Below are 19,039 nucleotides of genomic sequence, written 5' to 3'. Positions count from 1 at the left end.
GGGTGAGACGCCGCTCGGCATCGAAGCCAAGAAGTACATGGACGCCGGGGACTTCGTCCCGGACAGCGTGACCAACAAGATGGTCCGCGACCGCCTCACGGAATCCGACGTCGAAGCCGGCTTCCTGCTGGATGGCTACCCGCGCACCACCGCGCAGGTGGACTACCTCGATTCGATCCTCGCCGACGGTGACCAGAAGCTCGACGTCGTCCTGCAGCTCACGGCCGACGACGAGGAACTCGTCACCCGCCTCCTGGGCCGCGCCAAGGACACCGGCCGCAGCGACGACAACGAAGCCGTTATCCGGCACCGCCTGGACCTGTACCACGGCCAGACCGAAGCCGTGGTGGCCAAGTACGCCGACCGCGGCATCCTCACCCAGGTCGACGGCATTGGCGGCATCGACGAGGTCACCGACCGCGTGATGCAGGCCATCAAGGCGGCCCAGTCGGCCTGATCCAGGCCCACGACTCACGAGGCTCCTCCCGCACCGCCGGGAGGAGCCTCAGCCATTTGTCCGCACGCCCGCCCCGGGCCGCGGCACCACCGAAAGGACGCTGACGATGGCATTCGGCCAGCCCCGCATTGAATACAAGACCAACGCCCAGATGCGGACCATGCACGAGGCCGGGCTGGTTCTCAGCCGCGCGCTGGACGCCGCTGTCGCGGCAGCCGTGCCCGGAGTCAGCACCCGCGACATCGACGCCGTATTCGCCGGCGTGCTGCACGAGGCAGGCGCCAAGTCCAACTTCCTCGGTTACCACGGGTTCCCGGCCACCATCTGCACCTCGGTCAACGAGGAAGTGGTGCACGGGATCCCGGGCGACCGCGTGCTCCAGGACGGGGACATCATCTCCATTGACGGTGGCGCGATCGTGGACGGGTGGCACTCCGACTCTGCACGGACGGTCATCGTCGGCACTGCTGACCCCGAGGACCAGCGGCTCTCCGACGTCACCGAGGAAGCCATGTGGCGCGGCATCGCGGCACTGGCCACCGGAAAATTCGTCGGTGACATCGGCAACGCCGTGGACGACTACGTCTCCAACGCCCCGGGCAAACCGCTGGGCATACTGGAGGACTATGTAGGCCACGGGATCGGCTCCGAGATGCACATGGCACCGGACGTGCTGAACTACCGCACCAGCCACCGCGGGCCCAAGATCCGCCCCGGTCTGTGCCTGGCCATCGAGCCCATGCTGGTCCGCGGCGGTATCGAGACTGCCACCCTGGAGGACGACTGGACCGTGGTGACCACCGACGGCAAGCGCTCGTGCCAGTGGGAACACTCCGTGGCGGTGCACGAAAAGGGCATCTGGGTCCTTTCAGCACCCGACGGCGGCGCCGCGAAACTGGCGCCGCTCGGCGTCGTGCCCGTCCCGATCCCCTGAAGCCGCTTCGACGTGCGGTTTCCCCTCGACGCCAAAAATCCCTGGCGCTACCGGAAGTCCGGTAGCGCCAGGGATTTTGTGTGTCGCGGGCCGGATCAGCTCTTGAGCTTCGGCTTCACGTCCTTGGTGTAGATGCCTTCCAGGGTGGCCTTCAGCTCGGTCATGGTTGCCTTGACGTCGCCCTGCTGGGTGAGGATCTTTGCGGCGGCCTTGGCCATCTCCTGGTCCGCGCCCGGCAGGAAGACACGGGCGTTGTCCTGGACGTGGGTCACGGCGAGCTGGTCGATGGCCGTCTTGATTTGCGGTGTCTTGGCCAAGACGGCGGTCATGTCAGCGGACGTCCGGGTGGGCATGTAACCGGTGGCGGCCGAGAAGGCGGCGGTGTTCTCCGGCTCGGTCATGAACTTSAGGAAKGTCGCSGCMGCGAGCTGGACYTCCTTGCTGACRCCGCTGGGGATGCCSAGSCCGGCGCCGCCGGTGGGGCAGACWCCGSTYTCCTTCTTCGGRCCGCCCGGSAGGAAGCCGACGCCCACGTTGAACTTAGCGGAGCTGAGAACGCCGAGCAGGGACCCGGTGGAGGCGATGGTTGCCGAGGTGATGCCGGCGGCAAAGTCATCCGCGGCCTCCTTGGACGAGACGCCGGCCCACTTGTCCTTGTAGATCGAGTCCTGGGCCCACTGCAACGCCGCAACCGACTCGGGGGAATCACAGTTCATGGTCCACTCGTTGGACCAGCTGCCGCCCCAGCCCCACAGGTTGTTCTGCAGGGTCCAGCCGGCGTAYCCGGCCAGKGCSGGRTAGATGTAGGCGTACTGGGCGCCGGAGCTGGCCTTGAGCTTGGGCGCCCACTCGCTGAACTCCTGCCAGGTCTTCGGCGCGCGGTCCGGCAGGCCCGCCGCCTTGAAGTGATCCTTGTTGTAGTAGAACAGCGGGGTGGAACGGCCGTAGGGGAGCGCCCACTGTTTCCCGGCGTACTGGTAGTCCGCGACGAGGGACTTCTGGAAGTCGTCCACCTTGATGTCCAGCTGCTTGATCGCACTGTCCAGCGGGATGATGTTTCCGTTGGTGAAGTAGCGGAACCACCAGACGTCGGAGAGCACCACCAGGCCGGGCAGGGCGGACTTCGCTGCCTGGGAGGTCTGGAACTTCTGCGCGATTTCCTCGTAGTTGGCCCCGGCGGTGATCAGGTTGACCTTGATGTCCGGGAACTTCGCCTGGAATTTGTCGATGATTGCCTTCTCGACGTCCTGGGACTTGCCGGGGTGGCTGGTCCAGAAGTCGAAGGAGGAGGCGGGTTTGACGCCGCTGAAGTCGACGTCCTTGGTCTCCGAGGCTCCGGTGCCGCCGCCCGTGGACGGGCCTCCGCAGGCGGCCAGTGCCGCCGTGCCGGCACCCGCCCCGGCCAGGCCCAGGAAGTGTCTGCGATTAAGGTTTGTTGCCATGGTGGATCCTCTCAAAACGTGCTGACGTGGTGTGCTGTATTAGGTACGGGGTCGGTGGGGTCTCTGGCGGGCCGTGGCTTACCCGGTGACGCTGCCCTGGGTGAGGCCGGCCACGATGTAGCGCTGCAGGGCCGCGAAGACCAGCAGGATCGGAACAATCACCAGGACCGCTCCGGCCATCAGGATGCCCCAGCCCGAGCCGTTGCCTTCCGAGTTCTGCAGCAGGGTCAGGCCCACCGGCAGCGTCATGGTTTCCGGGCGGTCGGTGATGATGAGCGGCCAGATGTAGTCGTTCCATTCGCTCACCACGGTCACGAGGGCGACGGTGGCGATGGAAGGACCGGAGACCGGGACCACCACCTGCCAGAGGCGGCGCCAGTGTCCGGCGCCGTCGATTTCGGCGGCCTCCAGGATGGAGCTGGGCAGGGTCATGAAGTGCTGGCGGAGCAGGAACGTGCCGAAGGCGGTGCCGAGCCCGGGAAGGATGATGCCCCACAGGGTGTTCTTCCCGCCCATTCCGGCGATCAGGATGTAGTTCGGCAGGATGGACACCTGCGGCGGCACCATCAGCGCCACCAGGATCAGGATGAAGATGACGTTCTTGAAGGGAAACCGGACGAAAACCAGGGCGTAGGCCGTCAGGATCGCCAGGATCACCTTCACCGTTGCGCCTACCGTGGTCACAATCAGGCTGTTGACGAAGAACTGTGCGAACGGCACCGTGGTCATCGCCACGTGGTAGTTCTCCAGGTTCAGTCCCTGCGGCAGGATCTTCAGGTCGGTCGTGACGATCTCACCGGGCTGCTTGAAGGAGCTCAGCACCATCCAGAGCAGGGGGACCACCACCACCAGCGTGGCGAGGACCAGGGGAACGTAGCCGCCGGCGATGGTCTGGGCCAGGTTGGCGCGGGAGAACGGCCGGTGCCGCGGAAGCGGAGCGTCGGGTCCGGATGCGGACGCGGCGGGATCGGGATTCACGGGGGAGAGCGTGCTCACGAGTAGTGCACCTTCCGTTCGACGAACCGCACCTGCAGCACGGTGATGATCAGGAGGATCGCGAAGAGCACCACGGAAATGGATGCCGAGTAGCCGGCGCGGTTGAACGCCCCGAAGGCCTGCAGGTAGGCCTCGTAGATCAGGGTGGACGTGCCGTTGCCCAGCGGGGTCATGATCCGGATCAGGTCGAAGGCCTGCAGCGAGCTGAGCATGGTGGTGATGAGCAGGAAGAACGTGGTGGGGGACAGCAGCGGGACGGACATGCTGATGAACCGGCGGAAACCGTTCGCGCCGTCCAGGGAGGCGGCCTCCATCACGTCCTGCGGAAGGGACTGCAGGCCGGCGAGGTAGACCACCGCACAGTAGCCGAGGTTCTTCCAGACGTAGACGATGATCACCATGACCAGGGAGAGCTGGGGGTCGTTGATCCACTGCGGGCTCTGCTGCCCGATCCCGCGCAGCAGCCAAGCGAGCACGCCATAACCGGGGTCGAAGATGAACAGCCACACCAGGCCGACGCCGACGCCGCTGAGCACGTAGGGCGCGAAGACCGCGGACCGGGCGAAGGTGGTGCCGCGGACCTTGGAGTTCAGGGCGAGGGCCACCAGCAGTCCGAGCACCATGGATCCGCCGACAGTGACGACGGTGAAGATGGCAGTGGTTCCGAGCACCTTGGGGGCGTCGGCGCTGGTGAAGAAGTTGATGTAGTTCTCGAACCCGACCACCGTGGCGGAGGCGGATCCCAGCGTCCAGTCGAGCGTGGAGTAGTAGATGTTGTTGATCAGCGGCAGGTAGGTAAATACCGCGATCAGGGCCAGGTTCGGGAGGGCCAGCGCGAGGAAGACGAGGAAGTCCCTGCGGGTCCGGGCGGACCAGCGTCCCCGGCGCGGGCCCTGCGTGACGGCCGCTGCTGCAGAGCGCACGGGGCTGTCGGTCAGTTGTCTAGTCATAGGGTCTCTAACGGATCCGGGCCTGCCGGTGGCAGGCGGTTGGGCGGGGGACCATGAATACTTCACCACACGGTGAATGGGTGGAACCCCGCACAAGGCCTTGTCAGAGCTTTGTTATGTCAGGCTTCCTTGCCCGTTTACCTGTTGTTGGTTGCAGTATTCCATAACGTTCGCCGGCGTTCCGGGAGAAGGTGGCACCTGTTTTCGCCGGCCAGCGGGACACAATGGAGCCATGACAGCTATTACGGACGTGCCCGGTGTCCGGGTGGGCCATGCCTCGAGGATCGGCGACGGATGGTTGAGCGGCGTGACGGTGGTGCTGCCCCCGCCCGGAACCGTCGGATCGGTGGACGTGCGCGGCGGCGGCCCGGGAACACATGAGACGGATGCCCTCGACCCGACCACCCTGACCAGCGCCGTCGACGCCGTGGTCCTGACCGGCGGGAGTGCCTACGGGCTGTCCGCCTCCCACGGTGTCCAGCGCTGGTGCGAGGAACAGGCGCGCGGGTTTGCCGTCCCCGGAGGCGTGGTGCCGATCGTCCCGGCCGCGGCGATCTTCGATCTGGGGCGCGGCGGCGACTTCGCTGCCCGACCCGACGCCGACATGGGGTACGCGGCCGCCGTCGACGCCGGGGCCCGCAAGGACGGGCACGACGTCGAACGCGGCAACGCCGGGGCGGGCACCGGCGCCCTGATAGGCAGGGGACAGTACAAGGGAGGAATAGGCACAGCCTCGATCACCTTGAACAACATCTCGCCCGACGGCCCGGTCGTCGTCGGCGCAATAGTGGTGGTGAATGCGCTGGGACTGCCGTTCAGCTCATCGCCGCAACGGGTCGAACCCGAGGGTGACACGGAACCGGAGCTGGCGGCACATCCGGAACCCGGAAGCGTGCGTCTAAGCGAGGAACGAGCGAGCACGCGGAGGGTTTCGGATGCGCCGCCGGCCGGGCATGGCCCGCCGCCGGCGCTGAACACCACGCTCGTCGTCGTCGCGACCAACGCCGTCCTGGACAAAGCCGAGTGCAAGCGCACCGCATCGGCAGCCCACGCCGGCCTCGCCCGGGCCCTCAATCCAAGCCACACTCTGGCCGACGGCGATACCGTGTTTGCGCTGGCGACCGGGGCCGTACCACTGGACCGCAGTACCGAGGCCACCCGGCAGGCGAGCCTGATTACCCTGCAGAGCGCGGCCGCCGACGTCGTACGGCTGGCCATCCTGGACGGGGTGGCCGCGGCGGCCGGGGTGGAGACCCCGGCGGGGCGGTTTCGTGCATACGGCGGCGGAGTGCGCTAGCATGGCTGGATTTAACATTCGGCCCGCAATGCCGTAGTGTTGACTGTTGGTTGTCTGCCCTGTTGTGCCCTTTTGTGGCCCGGCGGCTGCAGCCAAGCAATCAAAAAAACGTCCGCAGTGATCGTCGGTGCAAGCCGGAGGGGCTGCGGCAACAACAGTTAGCGGAGGGTATGGCCAAGAAGGACGGGGTCATTGAGATCGAGGGCGTTGTGACTGAGGCGCTGCCTAACGCGATGTTTCGCGTTGAGCTCACCAACAAGCACATCGTTCTGGCACACATCTCTGGAAAGATGCGCCAGCACTACATCAGGATTCTCCCTGAGGACCGGGTAGTGGTGGAGCTGAGCCCTTACGACCTGACACGTGGTCGTATCGTCTACCGCTACAAATAAACACTGGGCGGCCGAGGCAACAGCCAAGGGCCGTTCCAGCTGACCAACTGCAACACGCAAAGGAACGCCATGAAGGTCAAGCCGAGCGTCAAGCAGATCTGCGAAAAGTGCAAAGTGATCCGCCGTAATGGCCGGGTCATGGTGATCTGCGAGAACCCGCGCCACAAGCAGCGCCAGGGCTAATTTCCCTCACCGGAAATCCCTGGGTTGCTAACCCACGCAAGTAAATAAAAAGGCAGCACAAGCTGATCTGGGACATTGAGCACTAACGAGTCCGGACAGCTAACCCCCGGTCGGAGGCTGGGGCCGTACGGATTCTACGGGTGTACTGCCTACGACCTCCGGTTTATTCAAGGAGCACTGCCACTATGGCTCGTCTCGCTGGCGTAGACATTCCCCGCGAAAAGCGGCTGGAAATTGCGCTTACTTACATCTACGGCGTGGGCAAGACCCGTGCACACGAAACCCTGGCTGCCACCGGCATCAGCGCTGACGTTCGGGTCAAGGACCTGACCGACGCCGAGCTGGTCCAGCTGCGTGACTACATTGAAGGCAACTACAAGGTTGAGGGTGACCTTCGCCGCGAGGTAGCCGCTGACATCCGCCGCAAGGTCGAGATCGGCAGCTACGAAGGCCTGCGTCACCGCAAGGGCCTGCCCGTACGCGGTCAGCGTACGAAGACCAACGCCCGTACCCGCAAGGGCCCGAAGCGTACCGTCGCCGGCAAGAAGAAGACCCGTTAATCCCCACTTGCTCCCTAAAATCGCTGGCGCGATTTCAAGGAACCCGGCAAGTGTGGGCCCCTTAAACGGACTTCCCCAATAACTTTCTGTAGGAGAAAAAATGCCCCCGAAGACTCGTGGCGCGGTTCGCAAGCCGCGTAAGAAGGACAAGAAGAATATCGCGCTGGGCCAGGCGCACATCAAGAGCACCTTTAACAACACCATCGTTTCCATCACGGATCCGAGCGGTGCCGTCATCTCCTGGGCCTCGTCCGGTGAAGTTGGCTTCAAGGGCTCCCGCAAGTCCACTCCGTTCGCCGCCCAGATGGCCGCCGAAGCCGCCGCAAAGCGTGCGCAGGAGCACGGCATGCGCAAGGTCGACGTATTCGTCAAGGGTCCGGGCTCCGGACGCGAGACGGCCATCCGTTCGCTGCAGGCCGCTGGCCTCGAGGTTGGATCCATCCAGGATGTAACCCCCAGCGCGCACAACGGCTGCCGCCCCCCGAAGCGCCGCCGCGTCTAAGACCTAACCGGAGCTTGCCCGGACCTTGCCGGTCCGGGCAAGCCCAGCCGCGTTAAGTCTCCAGACCGATCTTTCCACCACCTGTGTTGCGTCATATAGCGGATGCTCGCCGAAAGGAAACCTAAGTGCTCATTGCACAGCGCCCCACCCTCTCCGAAGAGGTCGTCTCCGATAACCGTTCCCGTTTCATCATTGAACCGCTGGAACCGGGCTTCGGTTACACCCTCGGAAACTCCCTCCGCCGTACCCTGCTCTCCTCCATCCCCGGTGCCTCTGTCACGAGCATCCGGATCGATGGCGTGCTGCACGAGTTCACCACGGTTCCGGGTGTCAAGGAAGATGTCACCGAGATCATCCTGAACATCAAGAACCTGTCGGTCTCCTCCGAGCACGACGAGCCGGTTGTTGCCTACCTGCGCAAGCAGGGCCCGGGAGTCGTCACCGCCGCGGACATCGCTCCGCCGGCCGGCGTCGAATTCCACAACCCGGATCTGCACATCGCCACGCTGAACTCGAAGGGCAAGTTCGAACTCGAACTGACCATCGAACGCGGCCGTGGCTACGTTTCGGCAGCTCAGAACAAGTCCGGCGACTCCGAGATCGGCCGCATCCCGGTCGACTCGATCTACTCGCCGGTGCTGAAGGTTACTTTCCGCGTGGAAGCCACCCGTGTTGAGCAGCGCACCGACTTCGACAAGCTCATTGTCGACGTCGAGACCAAGCAGGCCATCGCCCCGCGCGATGCGGTTGCTTCGGCCGGTACCACCCTGGTGGAACTGTTCGGTCTGGCCCGCGAGCTGAACACGGCAGCTGAAGGTATCGAGATTGGCCCGTCGCCGACGGACGCTGCCCTGGCAGCTGACATGGCACTGCCGATCGAGGATCTGGACCTCACCGTCCGTTCCTACAACTGCCTCAAGCGTGAGGGCATCCACACCGTGGGTGAACTCGTTGCCCGCTCCGAGGCTGACCTGATGGACATCCGCAACTTCGGTGCGAAGTCCATCGATGAGGTCAAGGCGAAGCTCGTTGAACTGGGTCTGTCCCTCAAGGATTCCCCTCCCGGTTTTGACCTCGCAGCCCGCGCCGCAGCCATCGAAGAGGACGACGCCGCTTTCAGCGACGACGAGCTCTAAAACAGATCTTGGCCAGCAGGCTGGACGCACCGCAGCGTGCACAGCCCGCCGGCTTCCATATGAGGAGAAATAGTTATGCCTACCCCCACTAAGGGTCCGCGCCTCGGAGGCGGCCCGGCTCACGAGCGTCTGATGCTCGCGAACCTGGCAGCCGCACTGTTCGAGCACAAGCGGATCACCACCACGGTGACCAAGGCCAAGCGACTGAAGCCGTACGCCGAGCGCCTGGTGACTTTCGCCAAGCGTGGCGACCTGGCTTCCCGCCGTCGTGTGCTCGGCCTGATCAGCAACAAGGGCGTCGTCCACGAGCTGTTCACCGACATTGCACAGGCAGTGGAGAACCGCGATGGCGGCTACACCCGCATCACCAAGATCGGCAACCGCAAGGGCGACAACGCTCCCATGGCTGTCATCGAACTGGTTCTCGAGCCGGTTTCCGCCAAGCAGGCCGTCGTAGCCGAGGCTACCCAGGCTGCAACCAAGGCTGCTCCGGCCGCCGAGGAAGCTCCCGCTGAGACTGAAGTTGCCGAGACCGAAGCTGCCGAAGCCAAGTACGCGGGCTCCAAGCCTGCTACCGCTGACGGCGCTGCCCCCGAGGGCTTCGAGGTCAAGGGCAACGAGGACTCGATGAAGTTCCACGTTCCGGGTTCGCGCTGGTACGACGCCACGACCGCTGAAGTTTGGTTCGACTCCGCTGAGTCGGCCCAGGCTGCAGGCTTCGCGCCGGCCGGCGGCGAGGCTGCACAGGCTGTCGAAGCTGAGTAGTCTGGCTCCCGCGCCACAGTAGACTTAGGTCTATGAACGAGCTCAAACCCGCTGCCCCCGTATTGGGGGGCGGCGGGTTTTTGCGTATCCGGCTGGACTTGTCCTACGACGGCGGCCCCTTCAGCGGGTGGGCGCTGCAGCCCGGGCGCCTCACGGTGCAAGGCGTCCTGGAGGAGGCGCTGGCCCTCCTGATCCGCCGCCCGGTCCGGGTCACCGTAGCCGGCCGGACCGACGCCGGCGTGCACGCTAGGGGGCAGGTGGTGCACCTGGACCTGGCCGAGACCGAGTGGCGCAGCCTGAGCCGCGGCGCGGAACTGGACCCCGCCGTCGCGCTCCTCCGGCGGCTGAGGGGTGCTCTCAGCCGGGGCCTGGGCGATCTCAGCGGGTCGATCGAGGTGCACCGGGCGGCGGTGGCTCCTGAAGGCTTCGACGCACGCTTCTCGGCCCTGTGGCGGCGCTACAGCTATCGGATCGCCGACGGGCCCGCATTGTGGGACCCGCTGGGCCGGCATGCGACGTTGTGGCACAAGGAGCAGCTGGATACCGGCCTCCTCAACGACGGCGCCTCCCGGTTGCTGGGGCTGCAGGACTTCCGGTCGTACTGCAAGCCGCGGGAGGGTTCCACCACCATCCGGGAACTGCAGCGGTTTGAGTTTGCGAGGGGCACCGACGGGGTCATAGTGGTCACGGTGCAGGCGGACGCGTTCTGCCACAACATGGTCCGGTCACTGGTGGGCTCGGCTCTGGTGGTTGGGGCCGGGGCGGAACGGCCGGAATGGCTGTACGAGCGGCTCATTGCCCGGCAGCGTGATGCCCGGTCAGTGCTGGCCGCCCCGCACCCGCTGGTCCTTGAAGAAGTGGCGTACCCGTCGGCCAGCGGATTGCTGGCACGGGCCGAGCTGACGCGCGCCCGCCGCAGCTAGGGACCGCTAGAACGGACGGGGTGTGCCCTCGGCCGGCAGTTCCATGGTGAAGGTGCTCCCGTGCCCGGGGAGCGTGCTGCACGTAATGGACCCGCCGTGGCCCTCCACGATGGCCTYGGTGATGGACAGGCCGAGCCCGGCCCCGGGGATCGCGCCCTCCCGCACCGCCGGGCTCCGGAAGAATCGGGTAAAGACCTTCTCTGCGTCGGCCGCCGTCATGCCGATCCCGCTGTCCTCGACCGCAAGGAGCACCCGTCCGTCTTCCGCCCGGGCAGAGACTGTCACCTCTCCACCGTCGGGCGAATACTTGATCGCGTTGGAGACGAGGTTGTCCAGCGCCTGGCTGATCCGCAGCGGGTCCACGTTCGCCCACAACGGCGCGGGCACGTCCATGGCCAGCGTTACCCGGGACGCGTGCGCATGCGCCTGCGCGGAGCCGAGGCTGGCCTCCACCAGGCCGGCGAGGTCGGTCCTGCGGGGATGGATGTGGACCGCCGAGCTGGCGGACATCAGGAGGTCCGAGACGAGCGACAGCAGCCGTTCGGCATTGCGCTGCGCCACTTCGATCCGGCGGAGGACCGGCGGCGGCAGTTCGTCTCCCAGGACCAGGTCCAGATTGCCGATGATCGAGGTTAAGGGTGTCCGGAACTCGTGCGAGACGGTGGCGACGACGTCCTCCTTCGCGGCGAGGGCGTTGACCAGGCCCGTGACCTCGTTGTACACGACGACGGCGCCGCGGAAGTCGCCGTCGTCGTTCTGCAGCGGCCGGGCACCCGTGGACACCACCCGGCTCCCGGGGGCTTCCCCGAAGCAGACCAGGTGGTCCGCGAAGGATTCGCCGTCAAGGGCCCTGCGGAGCGGGCGCCGGTGCGGCGGCAGGGGCGTGGACTGGTCCGGTCCGGCCAGCAGGAGCCGGTCGTCCCAATCGGGATCTGCGGGGTCGGCCGGTCCGGGCGGTCCGGGGTGGCCGCCGGGCACCGCGGAGGCCTCCAGCCGGGCCTGCCAGCTGTTGGTCAGCAACCGCCGGCCGTCGGCACCGACGGCCACAATGCCGACGTCGACCGTATCCAGGATGGTGTTCAGCAGCCCTTCGCGTTCGCGGCTTTGAGTGAGCAGGGCCTGGAGCTCGGCCTCCTTGGCCAACACCTTGCGCTGCTGGCGCCGCAGTTGGGCCTTGGCGTATTGCATGGCCAGCCCAACGGACAGGGTCATCAGTGCCAGGAGCACCACTGTGGCAATCCGGCCCGCACGGTCCTCGGCTGCCGCGGCGAAGAGCCAGGGCAGGCCGGCTGCCAGTGGGCCGAGGAAACTGAGGGGCAATGCGACGGCGGGGGAGAGCCGTGAGGCGGAGATCCAGACGATGGGCAGGACCGACAGGACACCCAGGCCCGGGAGTTCATCGGCAGCCGCTGCCCGGCTGAAGCCTATGGCGGCCAGGTCCACCACGGGAATGGCCAGCGGAGCGAGGGCCGGAAGCCGATGCCACGGGACCGTGATGCAGGCCAGTGCTACGACGGCATGGATGGCCAGTGCCGCCTGGCCCCAGCCGGTGGCCAGGTGCAGCGCCCACGCGGCGGGTGCAGCAGCCAAGCCGGCGGCCAGGAGCGCCGTGAGCGGCAGCTGGCTGGCCACGACCCGCGATCGGGGTTTCAGATCCCCGAAGGGACGGGACAGGTTTGGGCCACGAAACAACCGTTGGTTATCCAATGACAGGCGCCCCTTCCTCGCATCTGGAGTTTACATGGCTGTCATAGCTGCTTGACACTAGTCGGATTTTTGTTGCCCTATTTCTGCGCCGCGGACTGGAATCCCTGCCGCCGATCGGTATGGTGGCAATAAGTGCGCAAACCGTGTCCCTTGGGACAGCATCGATTGTGAGGGTGGCATGACTGACCTTGGGGTGGCCGTCGTTGTTGAGGACGATGCGGACGTTCGCAACCTGGTGGAAGCGGTGCTCCGGCAGGCCGGCTTTGAGGTGCATTCGGCCGGCGAGGGCCGAGAGGGAGTCGACGTCGTCCGGCGCCGGGAAGCCAGCGTCGTCACGCTGGACGTGGGCCTGCCGGACATCGACGGCTTTGAGGTGCTGCGGCGGATCCGGCAATTCAGCGACGCCTATATCGTCATGCTGACCGCCCGCACTGATGAGCTGGATACCCTGACGGCCCTGCACACCGGGGCCGACGACTTTTTGACCAAGCCTTTCCGTCCCCGCGAACTCCGCGCCCGGGTGGCGGCGATGATGCGCCGCCCGCGGACCAACACCCAGGGCGCCCTGACCGGGGCGCAGGCCGGCACCCCTGCTGCTGTGATCGACACGGTCCTCCGGCACAACGGTGTTGCCCTGAATCCGGACACCCGCTCGGTGGCCGTCGACGGTGAGCCGCTGGCCCTGACCCGCAGCGAGTTCGACCTCCTGCACGCACTCCTCCGCGGCGCCGGAGCCGTGAAGTCCAAGGCGGAGCTGGTGCGGGTGGTGCGGGGCGAGTATTACCGGACCGATGCGTACATCAGCGAATCCGACGAGCGTGCCGTTGAGGTGCACATCGGCAACCTGCGGCGCAAACTGGGGGAGGACCCGGTACATCCGCGCTGGCTCCAGACGGTGCGCGGCGTCGGCTACCGGCTGGCGCCACTTCGCGCCTAGCGTTCCTGGTGGATGTAGCTGTACTGCAGTTCGTCCACGGTTTCGCTGCCGCGCGCGGCAACGTCGCCCAGGAGGGACTCGGCGTACTGAAGGTTTCCGGCCCGGATGGCCGCTTCAAGCCGGCCGGCGAGTTCGGCCAGCCGGAGGCCGCCGACCATTGACGAGGACGTCTTGAGGCTCAGTACGGCATCAAGCGCGGCCGCCTGGTCCCGGCGGTCCAGGGCCCCGGCCAGGGAGTCATACCGCTGGTCCCACATTTCGGCGTAGTCCCGGGCGAAGCCCTGGGCCACGGCGGTGCTGTTCAACTGCTCGCTCAGATCCTGCAGCGCGGCCGGGTCCACCAGCGGCGCGACGCCGGCTTGGGGGAGCGTCAGCCCTGCGCCGGCGGCGGCGGGGGCGTCGGCGGACAGCGGAGTGCCCACAATTCCGTCGTCGGGGCCAGCAGCTAAAAGGGACATGCCACTACGGTACCCGCTGTCCGGGACCGACGCCGCCGGCGGCCGGGTATCCTGCGGAAACCTTGCGGCTATCCTTGTCCGGTCCTCAGTGGCCACTGAATGTCTGGATAGCGTTGATCACGGCGGGTCCCAAAATTGCGATAAAAAGGACCGGGAAGATGAAGAACAGCAGGGGAAACAGGATGGTCACCGGCAACTTCATGGCCTTCTCCTCGGCCCGCTGGCGGCGCTTGACCCGCATCACCTTGGCCTGGATCCGGAGCACCCGGCTGATGGCGATTCCGCACGTGTCCGCCTGCACGACTGCCTGGACGAAGCTGCGGAGCTCCGGGATGTTTGTCCGGGCCGCGAGGGCCTGGTAGGACTCCCGCCGGCTGCGGCCCACCTGCATGTCCTGCAGGGTGCGGACCAGTTCCTCGGCCAGCGGGCCCTTGCCGTTCTCTCCGGCGCGGGCCATGGCGCCTTCAAACCCCAGTCCGGCCTCGACCGAGATCAGCATCTGGTCCAGGGTGTTCGCCAGTTCGAGCTGCATGATCTTCTGCCGCTCCTGGCCCTTGCTGTAGAGGAGAAGGTCCGGAATGAAGTAGCCAAGGAGCATCACGAACAGGCCCACCAGCTTCAGCAGTGGCGCGGGGGTGCTGGCCAGCCACAGGCCCAGGAGCGCACCGACCAGTCCCAGCAGCGGCTTGGCGGCGAGCACCCGGCCGAGGGGGAGCGAGGCCGGGCGGCCGGCGAGGGACAGCAGCCGGTCCAGCTTCCGGATATAGGCCGGGGGCGTCAGCCGGTAGCCGAGGCGCTCCAGCAGGGCTTTGTGCTGCGGGGCGCTGGTTTCGGCGGGGCCGGCATCCTGGACGAGCATCTGCCGGATGGCGCGCTGGGACTTCCGGTCCACAGACAGCAGCGACCACACCAGGTAGGCCAGCGGAAGGCAGATCAGCAGGAGGGCCAGCAGGACGAGGGGACTCATGCTCGCCTCAGAACTTCAGGTCGATGATCTTGCGCATCCACAGACCACCGATCGTCATCAGGATCACGGAAGCCGCGATCATGCCCCAGCCCAGCGGGTTGGTGAACATCACGTTCATGTACCCGGGGTTGACCAGCATCAGCATGAGCACAATGCCCACCGGCATGGCCATCAGGATGTACGCGGAGAACTTGCCCTCGGCCGCGAGGGACTTGATGTGGCCCTTGATCTCGCTGCGCTCGCGGATGGTTTCGTTCACCTGGTCCAGCACCTCGGCGAGGTTGCCGCCAACCTCGCGGTTGATCTGGATGGCCTGCGCGATCCAGACGAAGTCTTCATTCCGCATCCGGTCCGCTGTGTCGCTGAGGGAGGCCAGCAGGTCGCGGCCCAGGGAGGTTTCGGTGATGACCCGGCGCATCTCCTCGGCGGTGGGGCTCTGGGATTCGCTGCCTGCGGCGTCGATGGCGCGCAGGATGCTGTGCCCGGYCCGCAGGCCGCCGGCCAGCAGCTGCAGGGTGTCGCTGAGCTGGTCATCAAATTTGGCGCGGCGTTTCCCGGTCAGGACCGTGAGGACCAGATGGCCGGCGAGCGGGGCAAGGAGGACCAGCAGGAAGGCAAGCAGGAGACCGCCGACGACGAAGCCGGCCAGGGCCGCCACGAAGGCGYCGACGGCCAGGAGCACGTAAAAATCGCCCTGGCCCATCCTCAGCCCGGCTTGTTCCAGGGCATCCCGGTTGAAGAGCCGGACTTTACGCTGGGCGAAGAAGCCATCGGCCATGCTGACCGCGGACCCTGCGAAGCGGCTCAGCGAGGAATCCTGCGCGGCCGCGACGGGCCGCCTCCGGTCCAGCGGGACGCGTGCGGTTCCCGGCGACAGGATCGCCACGGCCAGCAGCAGGAGGGCAGCGGCCAGCAAGAGTGCGCCGACTGTCAGTGCCATGAAACGCTCACCCTTTCCCGGCCGGAGCGAGCGGCGCCGCGAAGACGCCGGGGGAGACGAAGATTCCGAGGTCCTCGAAGCGGTCGATGAAGCGGGGCCGGATCCCGGTGGCCACCGGCTTGCCGAGGAACCGGCCGTGAACGTCCACTCCGGCGGAGTAGTCGAACACAAAAGCGTCCTGGAGGGTCACGATGTCCCCCTCCATGCCCTGGACCTCGGTCACATGCGTGATGCGGCGGGTGCCGTCCCGCAACCGGGAGATCTGGACGATCAGGTTTACCGCCGAGGCGATCTGCTCGCGGATGGCACGCAGGGGCAGGTCCATTCCGGCCATCAGCACGAGCGTTTCGAGGCGGGCGACGGCGTCGCGCGGCGAGTTGGAGTGSACGGTGGAGAGKGARCCGTCGTGGCCGGTGTTCATCGCCTGGAGCATGTCSAGGGAYTCGCCGCCGCGGACCTCGCCCACCACRATCCGGTCCGGCCGCATACGCAGSGAGTTGCGSAGAAGGTCGCGGATGGTGACCTCGCCCTTGCCTTCGGTGTTGGGCGGCCGGCTTTCGAGGCGCACCACGTGTTCCTGCTGGATCTGGAGTTCGACGGCGTCCTCGATGGTGACGATCCGCTCGTCGTGCGGCAGGAAGGAGGAGAGGACATTGAGCAGGGTGGTCTTTCCTGTGCCGGTGCCTCCGGAGACGATGATGTTCAGTTTGGCCCGAACACAGGCGTTCAGCAGCTCCGCCATCTCTGGGGTGAGGGTGCCGAAATCGATCAGGTTGCGCACCGTGAGGGGAACCTTGCTGAACTTTCGGATGGTCAGCGAGGAACCGCCCACGGCCAGGGGCGGGATGACCGCGTTGACGCGTGAACCGTCCTCGAGGCGGGCATCTACCAGCGGCGACGACTCATCGATCCGCCGGCCAACCTTGGAGACGATGCGTTCGATCACTTTCCGGAGGTGGTCTTCGGAGCTGAAGCGTGAATCGGTCAGGGTCAGCTGGCCTTTGCGCTCGACGTAGATCTGGTCCATTCGGTTGACCATGATCTCGGTAACCGCGGGGTCGTCCAGGAGACGCTGAAGCGGGCCGTAGCCCAGCACGTCGTCCGCGACGTCCCGGACCAGCCGGGTACGTTCCTCGCCGGACAGCGGGACCTGTTCGGCGTCGATGATCCGGATCAGTTCGTCGCGCGCGGTGGCTCGGAGCTCGTCTTCTGTGACCGCGGAATCGTTGAAGCGGGTTCCCATCCGTTCGAACAGGGCGGTGGCAGCGCGTTCCTTGAGCGCGGCGAAGGCGTCCACGGGCTGCTGGCCCTTGGTTCGCGCCGGATCGTGATGCTCCGTGGATACCGCAGCTGCCGCCGCGGCCGCCGCGGCCAGGCGCGAGGGCTCGGCCCGTGACGGTTCCCTGCGGATTGAGCCGGCGGCAGGAGTGGGGGACGGGGAGGGGGTGGAGGGTGCCTGCGGCGGCGTTGCCGGCCGGGACTGCGGTCCCGCTTCCGCAGCGGAGAGGCGCTCGGAGAGTTTCACTGGACAACCACCCGTCGGTGCAGCTTCTTCTGCGCGGTGGCCCGCCAGGCGGGATCGAAGCGGGTCACCAGCTGGCGCAGCCCTTTCACCGCGGGGTCCTTCCGCCCGTCCTGCAGCACCGGAATCCCGCGGTTGGTCGAGTACGCCACGGCTTTGGACCGCGGGATGCTCACATCCACCGGCGCACCGATGGTGGCCTCGACGTCCTGGACGCTGAGACCGGACTTGGAGTCGGCCATGTTCAGGACCACGTGGCGGGTTTCCGGCAGCAGGTCCAGGCGCCGCAGGATGCCCAGGCCCGAACGGAGCCCACGGATGCTGGGAACGTCCATGGCGCTGACCCAGACGACGTCGGTGCATTGCTCCATGGCGGCGAGTCCCACTTCGGGCAGGCCCGGGGCGGTGTCGACAACGACGTACTGGAACTGCTGCGCGAGCTGCTCGATCAGCCGGCTGACCTGCTGCGGGGTGATGTCGTCAGCTTCCACCGGGGTCCGGGGAGCGCACAGGGCGTAGATGCTGCTGGGGTGGACCGTGAGGAAGGCCTTGAGGACCAGGGAGTCCTGACTGGCCGACGCCGAGACGGCATCGGTGACGGTGTGTTCCGGATTCAGGTACAAGCCGGAGGCCACATCGCCGAACTGCAGGTCCAGGTCCACGATCACAACCCCCATCGGCGCGACTTGCCCCAGCCCGATGGCGATATTGGTGGCGATGGTGGTCTTTCCGACGCCGCCTTTGGGGGAGAACACACCGATCACGAGGCCCTTGGGCTTGCTGTCCGGCTGCTGGACTGCAGTGCCCCGCGTCCGGCTGGCATAAGACTGGCAGGYGCGTTCCAACAGCACCCGGATCTGGGCCGGGTCCGCTGCGGGGCTGAGGATGTCGCGGATCCCGGCGCGCATGGCGAGCAGCACAAACTCCGGGTCGGCCTCGGCGACCAGAATCACGCTCAGTTCCGGCAGTTGGACATCGAACACCGTGGCGAGCCGCAGCGCGTCCTCGATCGGAACATCGGGGCCGAGGATGAGGACCTCGGGGCGCTCCTGGTTGAGGTTGGCGAAGAGTTCACCGGGATTGGCCGGGTTGACGAACGCGAAGGTCTGGACGCCGCCCGGCAAACCGCCGGCAACGGCCTGGCGGACCCGCGCATCGAAGTCGGTGTTGGGGGTGATCAGAACGAAGCGGCTCACTTGTAGACCTCCGGTCGGGTGACAATTCCGGGACGGCCGCTGTCTGTGGCGTCGAGCGGTTCCCGGCTCAGCCAGATGCTCGCCACTTCCGTGAAATTCGAGGCGTAGACAATCTTCGTGGCATCCACATCGTTGACGGYCACGGTAATGATCAGTGAGCCCACAGGGAGCGTGGTGTCTTCACCCGGAGCCGCGGATCCGCTTGCTGACGGCTGCGGGGTGGGCGTGGCTGACGGTGCACGCTGCACCGCGGTCACGAGGGCTTTATGGACGGTCAACTGGGTGGTCTGCTTGTCGGGCTTTGCCTCCAGGCCGCCGTCCTTCAGATTGATGAAGATGCCAACGTGGTCGCCAGCTGCAAGTCGTCCGCCGACAACCCGCTGGGGTTCCAACTGGAAGGACACTTCCTGGAGTCCCTTGGGGATTTGCACCGACCCGCTGGTTTTCAGGTCCTGGGGCTGAACCAGGCGCTCGGAGACGAGTTGCTCGCCCGGCAGCAGATCGACAGCGGTGACCTTGCCGGCCTGGCCGTCGAGATTCGGGAGTGCCGATTTCGAGACGGCTTTGCCAGGAAGTTCCTGGGCAGTGACGAACGCTGAGAGCGACGAAACGGGGGTGCCGGCCGGGACGGCCTTTTGCACCACCAGAACGCTGACCGGGTCCAGATTCTGGACGGCCCGCGAGTCGGCGCCCTGGGCATAGCTGACGACGAGGACGGCACCGACGATGGCCAGCACCACTGCGGCCACTCCTGCCAATACGCGTGACTTCACTG

Annotated in this window: 21 protein-coding genes; 11 read left to right on the top strand and 10 right to left on the bottom strand. The window is 66.3% G+C overall.

Annotated features, from left to right (window positions below):
• Both AC1DHD_RS01305 and map read left to right on the top strand, forming a co-directional pair.
• On the top strand, positions 1 to 457 hold a 457-nt coding region (locus AC1DHD_RS01305), incomplete at its 5' end, for a nucleoside monophosphate kinase (protein WP_476877946.1).
• 106 nt (positions 458 to 563) lie between these two features.
• Positions 564 to 1,391, top strand: coding sequence for a type I methionyl aminopeptidase (gene map, locus AC1DHD_RS01300; protein WP_476877945.1), 828 nt, complete (start codon positions 564 to 566; stop codon positions 1,389 to 1,391).
• Positions 1,392 to 1,486: 95 nt separating this feature from the next.
• On the opposite strand, the gene AC1DHD_RS01295 is transcribed toward map, so the two are convergent.
• From AC1DHD_RS01295 to AC1DHD_RS01285, 3 genes are all read right to left on the bottom strand, one after another.
• Positions 1,487 to 2,833: an ABC transporter substrate-binding protein gene (locus tag AC1DHD_RS01295; protein WP_476877944.1), complete on the bottom strand. Its 1,347-nt coding sequence runs from the start codon at positions 2,831 to 2,833 to the stop codon at positions 1,487 to 1,489.
• A gap of 78 nt (positions 2,834 to 2,911) precedes the next feature.
• Positions 2,912 to 3,829 carry a carbohydrate ABC transporter permease gene (locus AC1DHD_RS01290; RefSeq protein WP_476877943.1) on the bottom strand — a complete coding sequence of 306 codons (918 nt, stop codon included), beginning with the start codon at positions 3,827 to 3,829 and terminating at the stop codon, positions 2,912 to 2,914.
• Positions 3,826 to 4,779: a carbohydrate ABC transporter permease gene (locus AC1DHD_RS01285; protein WP_476877942.1), complete on the bottom strand. Its 954-nt coding sequence runs from the start codon at positions 4,777 to 4,779 to the stop codon at positions 3,826 to 3,828. Before AC1DHD_RS01285 ends, AC1DHD_RS01290 begins: the two co-directional genes overlap by 4 nt.
• Before the next feature lie 232 nt (positions 4,780 to 5,011).
• Here AC1DHD_RS01285 and AC1DHD_RS01280 point away from each other — a divergent pair, with 232 nt between their 5' ends.
• The 8 genes from AC1DHD_RS01280 to AC1DHD_RS01245 all read left to right on the top strand — a co-directional run bounded on the left by AC1DHD_RS01280 (position 5,012) and on the right by AC1DHD_RS01245 (position 10,537).
• Positions 5,012 to 6,076: a P1 family peptidase gene (locus AC1DHD_RS01280; RefSeq protein ID WP_476877941.1), complete on the top strand. Its 1,065-nt coding sequence runs from the start codon at positions 5,012 to 5,014 to the stop codon at positions 6,074 to 6,076.
• Positions 6,077 to 6,246: 170 nt separating this feature from the next.
• Entirely contained in the window at positions 6,247 to 6,468 is a 222-nt protein-coding gene (gene infA, locus AC1DHD_RS01275) for a translation initiation factor IF-1 (protein WP_009358723.1), read from the top strand.
• Positions 6,469 to 6,537: 69 nt separating this feature from the next.
• On the top strand, positions 6,538 to 6,651 hold the full coding sequence (rpmJ, locus tag AC1DHD_RS01270; RefSeq protein ID WP_009358722.1) for a 50S ribosomal protein L36: 114 nt from the start codon (positions 6,538 to 6,540) through the stop codon (positions 6,649 to 6,651).
• A 185-nt stretch (positions 6,652 to 6,836) separates the two neighbouring features.
• On the top strand, positions 6,837 to 7,211 hold the full coding sequence (gene rpsM / locus AC1DHD_RS01265) for a 30S ribosomal protein S13 (protein WP_476877940.1): 375 nt from the start codon (positions 6,837 to 6,839) through the stop codon (positions 7,209 to 7,211).
• Between the two features lie 100 nt (positions 7,212 to 7,311).
• Complete coding sequence (rpsK, locus tag AC1DHD_RS01260; RefSeq protein WP_066436904.1) at positions 7,312 to 7,713, top strand: 30S ribosomal protein S11; 402 nt, start codon at positions 7,312 to 7,314, stop codon at positions 7,711 to 7,713.
• Between the two features lie 125 nt (positions 7,714 to 7,838).
• Complete coding sequence (locus tag AC1DHD_RS01255) at positions 7,839 to 8,849, top strand: DNA-directed RNA polymerase subunit alpha (RefSeq protein ID WP_024366109.1); 1,011 nt, start codon at positions 7,839 to 7,841, stop codon at positions 8,847 to 8,849.
• Positions 8,850 to 8,924: 75 nt separating this feature from the next.
• On the top strand, positions 8,925 to 9,614 hold the full coding sequence (gene rplQ, locus AC1DHD_RS01250) for a 50S ribosomal protein L17, sunset domain variant (protein ID WP_476877939.1): 690 nt from the start codon (positions 8,925 to 8,927) through the stop codon (positions 9,612 to 9,614).
• 32 nt (positions 9,615 to 9,646) lie between these two features.
• Entirely contained in the window at positions 9,647 to 10,537 is an 891-nt protein-coding gene (locus tag AC1DHD_RS01245) for a tRNA pseudouridine synthase A (RefSeq protein ID WP_476877938.1), read from the top strand.
• A gap of 6 nt (positions 10,538 to 10,543) precedes the next feature.
• Here the strand turns inward: AC1DHD_RS01245 and AC1DHD_RS01240 are convergent, their stop codons facing one another.
• Positions 10,544 to 12,169: a sensor histidine kinase gene (locus AC1DHD_RS01240; protein ID WP_476877937.1), complete on the bottom strand. Its 1,626-nt coding sequence runs from the start codon at positions 12,167 to 12,169 to the stop codon at positions 10,544 to 10,546.
• A gap of 253 nt (positions 12,170 to 12,422) precedes the next feature.
• On the opposite strand from AC1DHD_RS01240, the gene AC1DHD_RS01235 reads away from it, so the two are divergent.
• Positions 12,423 to 13,181: a response regulator transcription factor gene (locus tag AC1DHD_RS01235; RefSeq protein ID WP_476877936.1), complete on the top strand. Its 759-nt coding sequence runs from the start codon at positions 12,423 to 12,425 to the stop codon at positions 13,179 to 13,181.
• On the opposite strand, the gene AC1DHD_RS01230 is transcribed toward AC1DHD_RS01235, so the two are convergent.
• The 6 genes from AC1DHD_RS01230 to cpaB all read right to left on the bottom strand — a co-directional run bounded on the left by AC1DHD_RS01230 (position 13,178) and on the right by cpaB (position 19,037).
• Entirely contained in the window at positions 13,178 to 13,639 is a 462-nt protein-coding gene (locus AC1DHD_RS01230) for an Hpt domain-containing protein (protein ID WP_476877935.1), read from the bottom strand. The genes AC1DHD_RS01235 and AC1DHD_RS01230 overlap by 4 nt on opposite strands.
• A gap of 85 nt (positions 13,640 to 13,724) precedes the next feature.
• Complete coding sequence (locus AC1DHD_RS01225) at positions 13,725 to 14,606, bottom strand: type II secretion system F family protein (protein ID WP_476877934.1); 882 nt, start codon at positions 14,604 to 14,606, stop codon at positions 13,725 to 13,727.
• A 7-nt stretch (positions 14,607 to 14,613) separates the two neighbouring features.
• Positions 14,614 to 15,546: a type II secretion system F family protein gene (locus tag AC1DHD_RS01220; protein ID WP_476877933.1), complete on the bottom strand. Its 933-nt coding sequence runs from the start codon at positions 15,544 to 15,546 to the stop codon at positions 14,614 to 14,616.
• A 7-nt stretch (positions 15,547 to 15,553) separates the two neighbouring features.
• Entirely contained in the window at positions 15,554 to 17,071 is a 1,518-nt protein-coding gene (locus AC1DHD_RS01215) for a CpaF family protein (protein ID WP_476877932.1), read from the bottom strand.
• Entirely contained in the window at positions 17,068 to 18,264 is a 1,197-nt protein-coding gene (locus tag AC1DHD_RS01210; RefSeq protein ID WP_476877931.1) for a CpaE/TadZ family protein, read from the bottom strand. Before AC1DHD_RS01210 ends, AC1DHD_RS01215 begins: the two co-directional genes overlap by 4 nt.
• A complete protein-coding gene (cpaB, locus tag AC1DHD_RS01205; RefSeq protein WP_476877930.1) occupies positions 18,261 to 19,037 on the bottom strand; it encodes a Flp pilus assembly protein CpaB in 777 nt (258 codons plus the stop codon). Before cpaB ends, AC1DHD_RS01210 begins: the two co-directional genes overlap by 4 nt.
• Positions 19,038 to 19,039: the final 2 nt, after the last annotated feature.

The organism is Arthrobacter sp. 05L45_2 (assembly GCF_056397525.1).
This window is presented reverse-complemented; position numbering and strand designations above follow the sequence as displayed.

Excerpts from the sequence above, each read along its gene's own strand:
- AC1DHD_RS01280 (WP_476877941.1), top strand. The coding sequence starts at position 5,012 with ATGACAGCTATTACGGACGTGCCCGGTGTCCGGGTGGGCCATGCCTCG.
- rpsM (WP_476877940.1), top strand. The coding sequence starts at position 6,837 with ATGGCTCGTCTCGCTGGCGTAGACATTCCCCGCGAAAAGCGGCTGGAA.
- map (WP_476877945.1), top strand. The coding sequence starts at position 564 with ATGGCATTCGGCCAGCCCCGCATTGAATACAAGACCAACGCCCAGATG.
- AC1DHD_RS01245 (WP_476877938.1), top strand. The coding sequence starts at position 9,647 with ATGAACGAGCTCAAACCCGCTGCCCCCGTATTGGGGGGCGGCGGGTTT.
- AC1DHD_RS01225 (WP_476877934.1), bottom strand. The coding sequence starts at position 14,606 with ATGAGTCCCCTCGTCCTGCTGGCCCTCCTGCTGATCTGCCTTCCGCTG.
- rpsK (WP_066436904.1), top strand. The coding sequence starts at position 7,312 with ATGCCCCCGAAGACTCGTGGCGCGGTTCGCAAGCCGCGTAAGAAGGAC.
- infA (WP_009358723.1), top strand. The coding sequence starts at position 6,247 with ATGGCCAAGAAGGACGGGGTCATTGAGATCGAGGGCGTTGTGACTGAG.
- rpmJ (WP_009358722.1), top strand. The coding sequence starts at position 6,538 with ATGAAGGTCAAGCCGAGCGTCAAGCAGATCTGCGAAAAGTGCAAAGTG.
- rplQ (WP_476877939.1), top strand. The coding sequence starts at position 8,925 with ATGCCTACCCCCACTAAGGGTCCGCGCCTCGGAGGCGGCCCGGCTCAC.
- AC1DHD_RS01285 (WP_476877942.1), bottom strand. The coding sequence starts at position 4,779 with ATGACTAGACAACTGACCGACAGCCCCGTGCGCTCTGCAGCAGCGGCC.
- AC1DHD_RS01235 (WP_476877936.1), top strand. The coding sequence starts at position 12,423 with ATGACTGACCTTGGGGTGGCCGTCGTTGTTGAGGACGATGCGGACGTT.
- AC1DHD_RS01230 (WP_476877935.1), bottom strand. The coding sequence starts at position 13,639 with ATGTCCCTTTTAGCTGCTGGCCCCGACGACGGAATTGTGGGCACTCCG.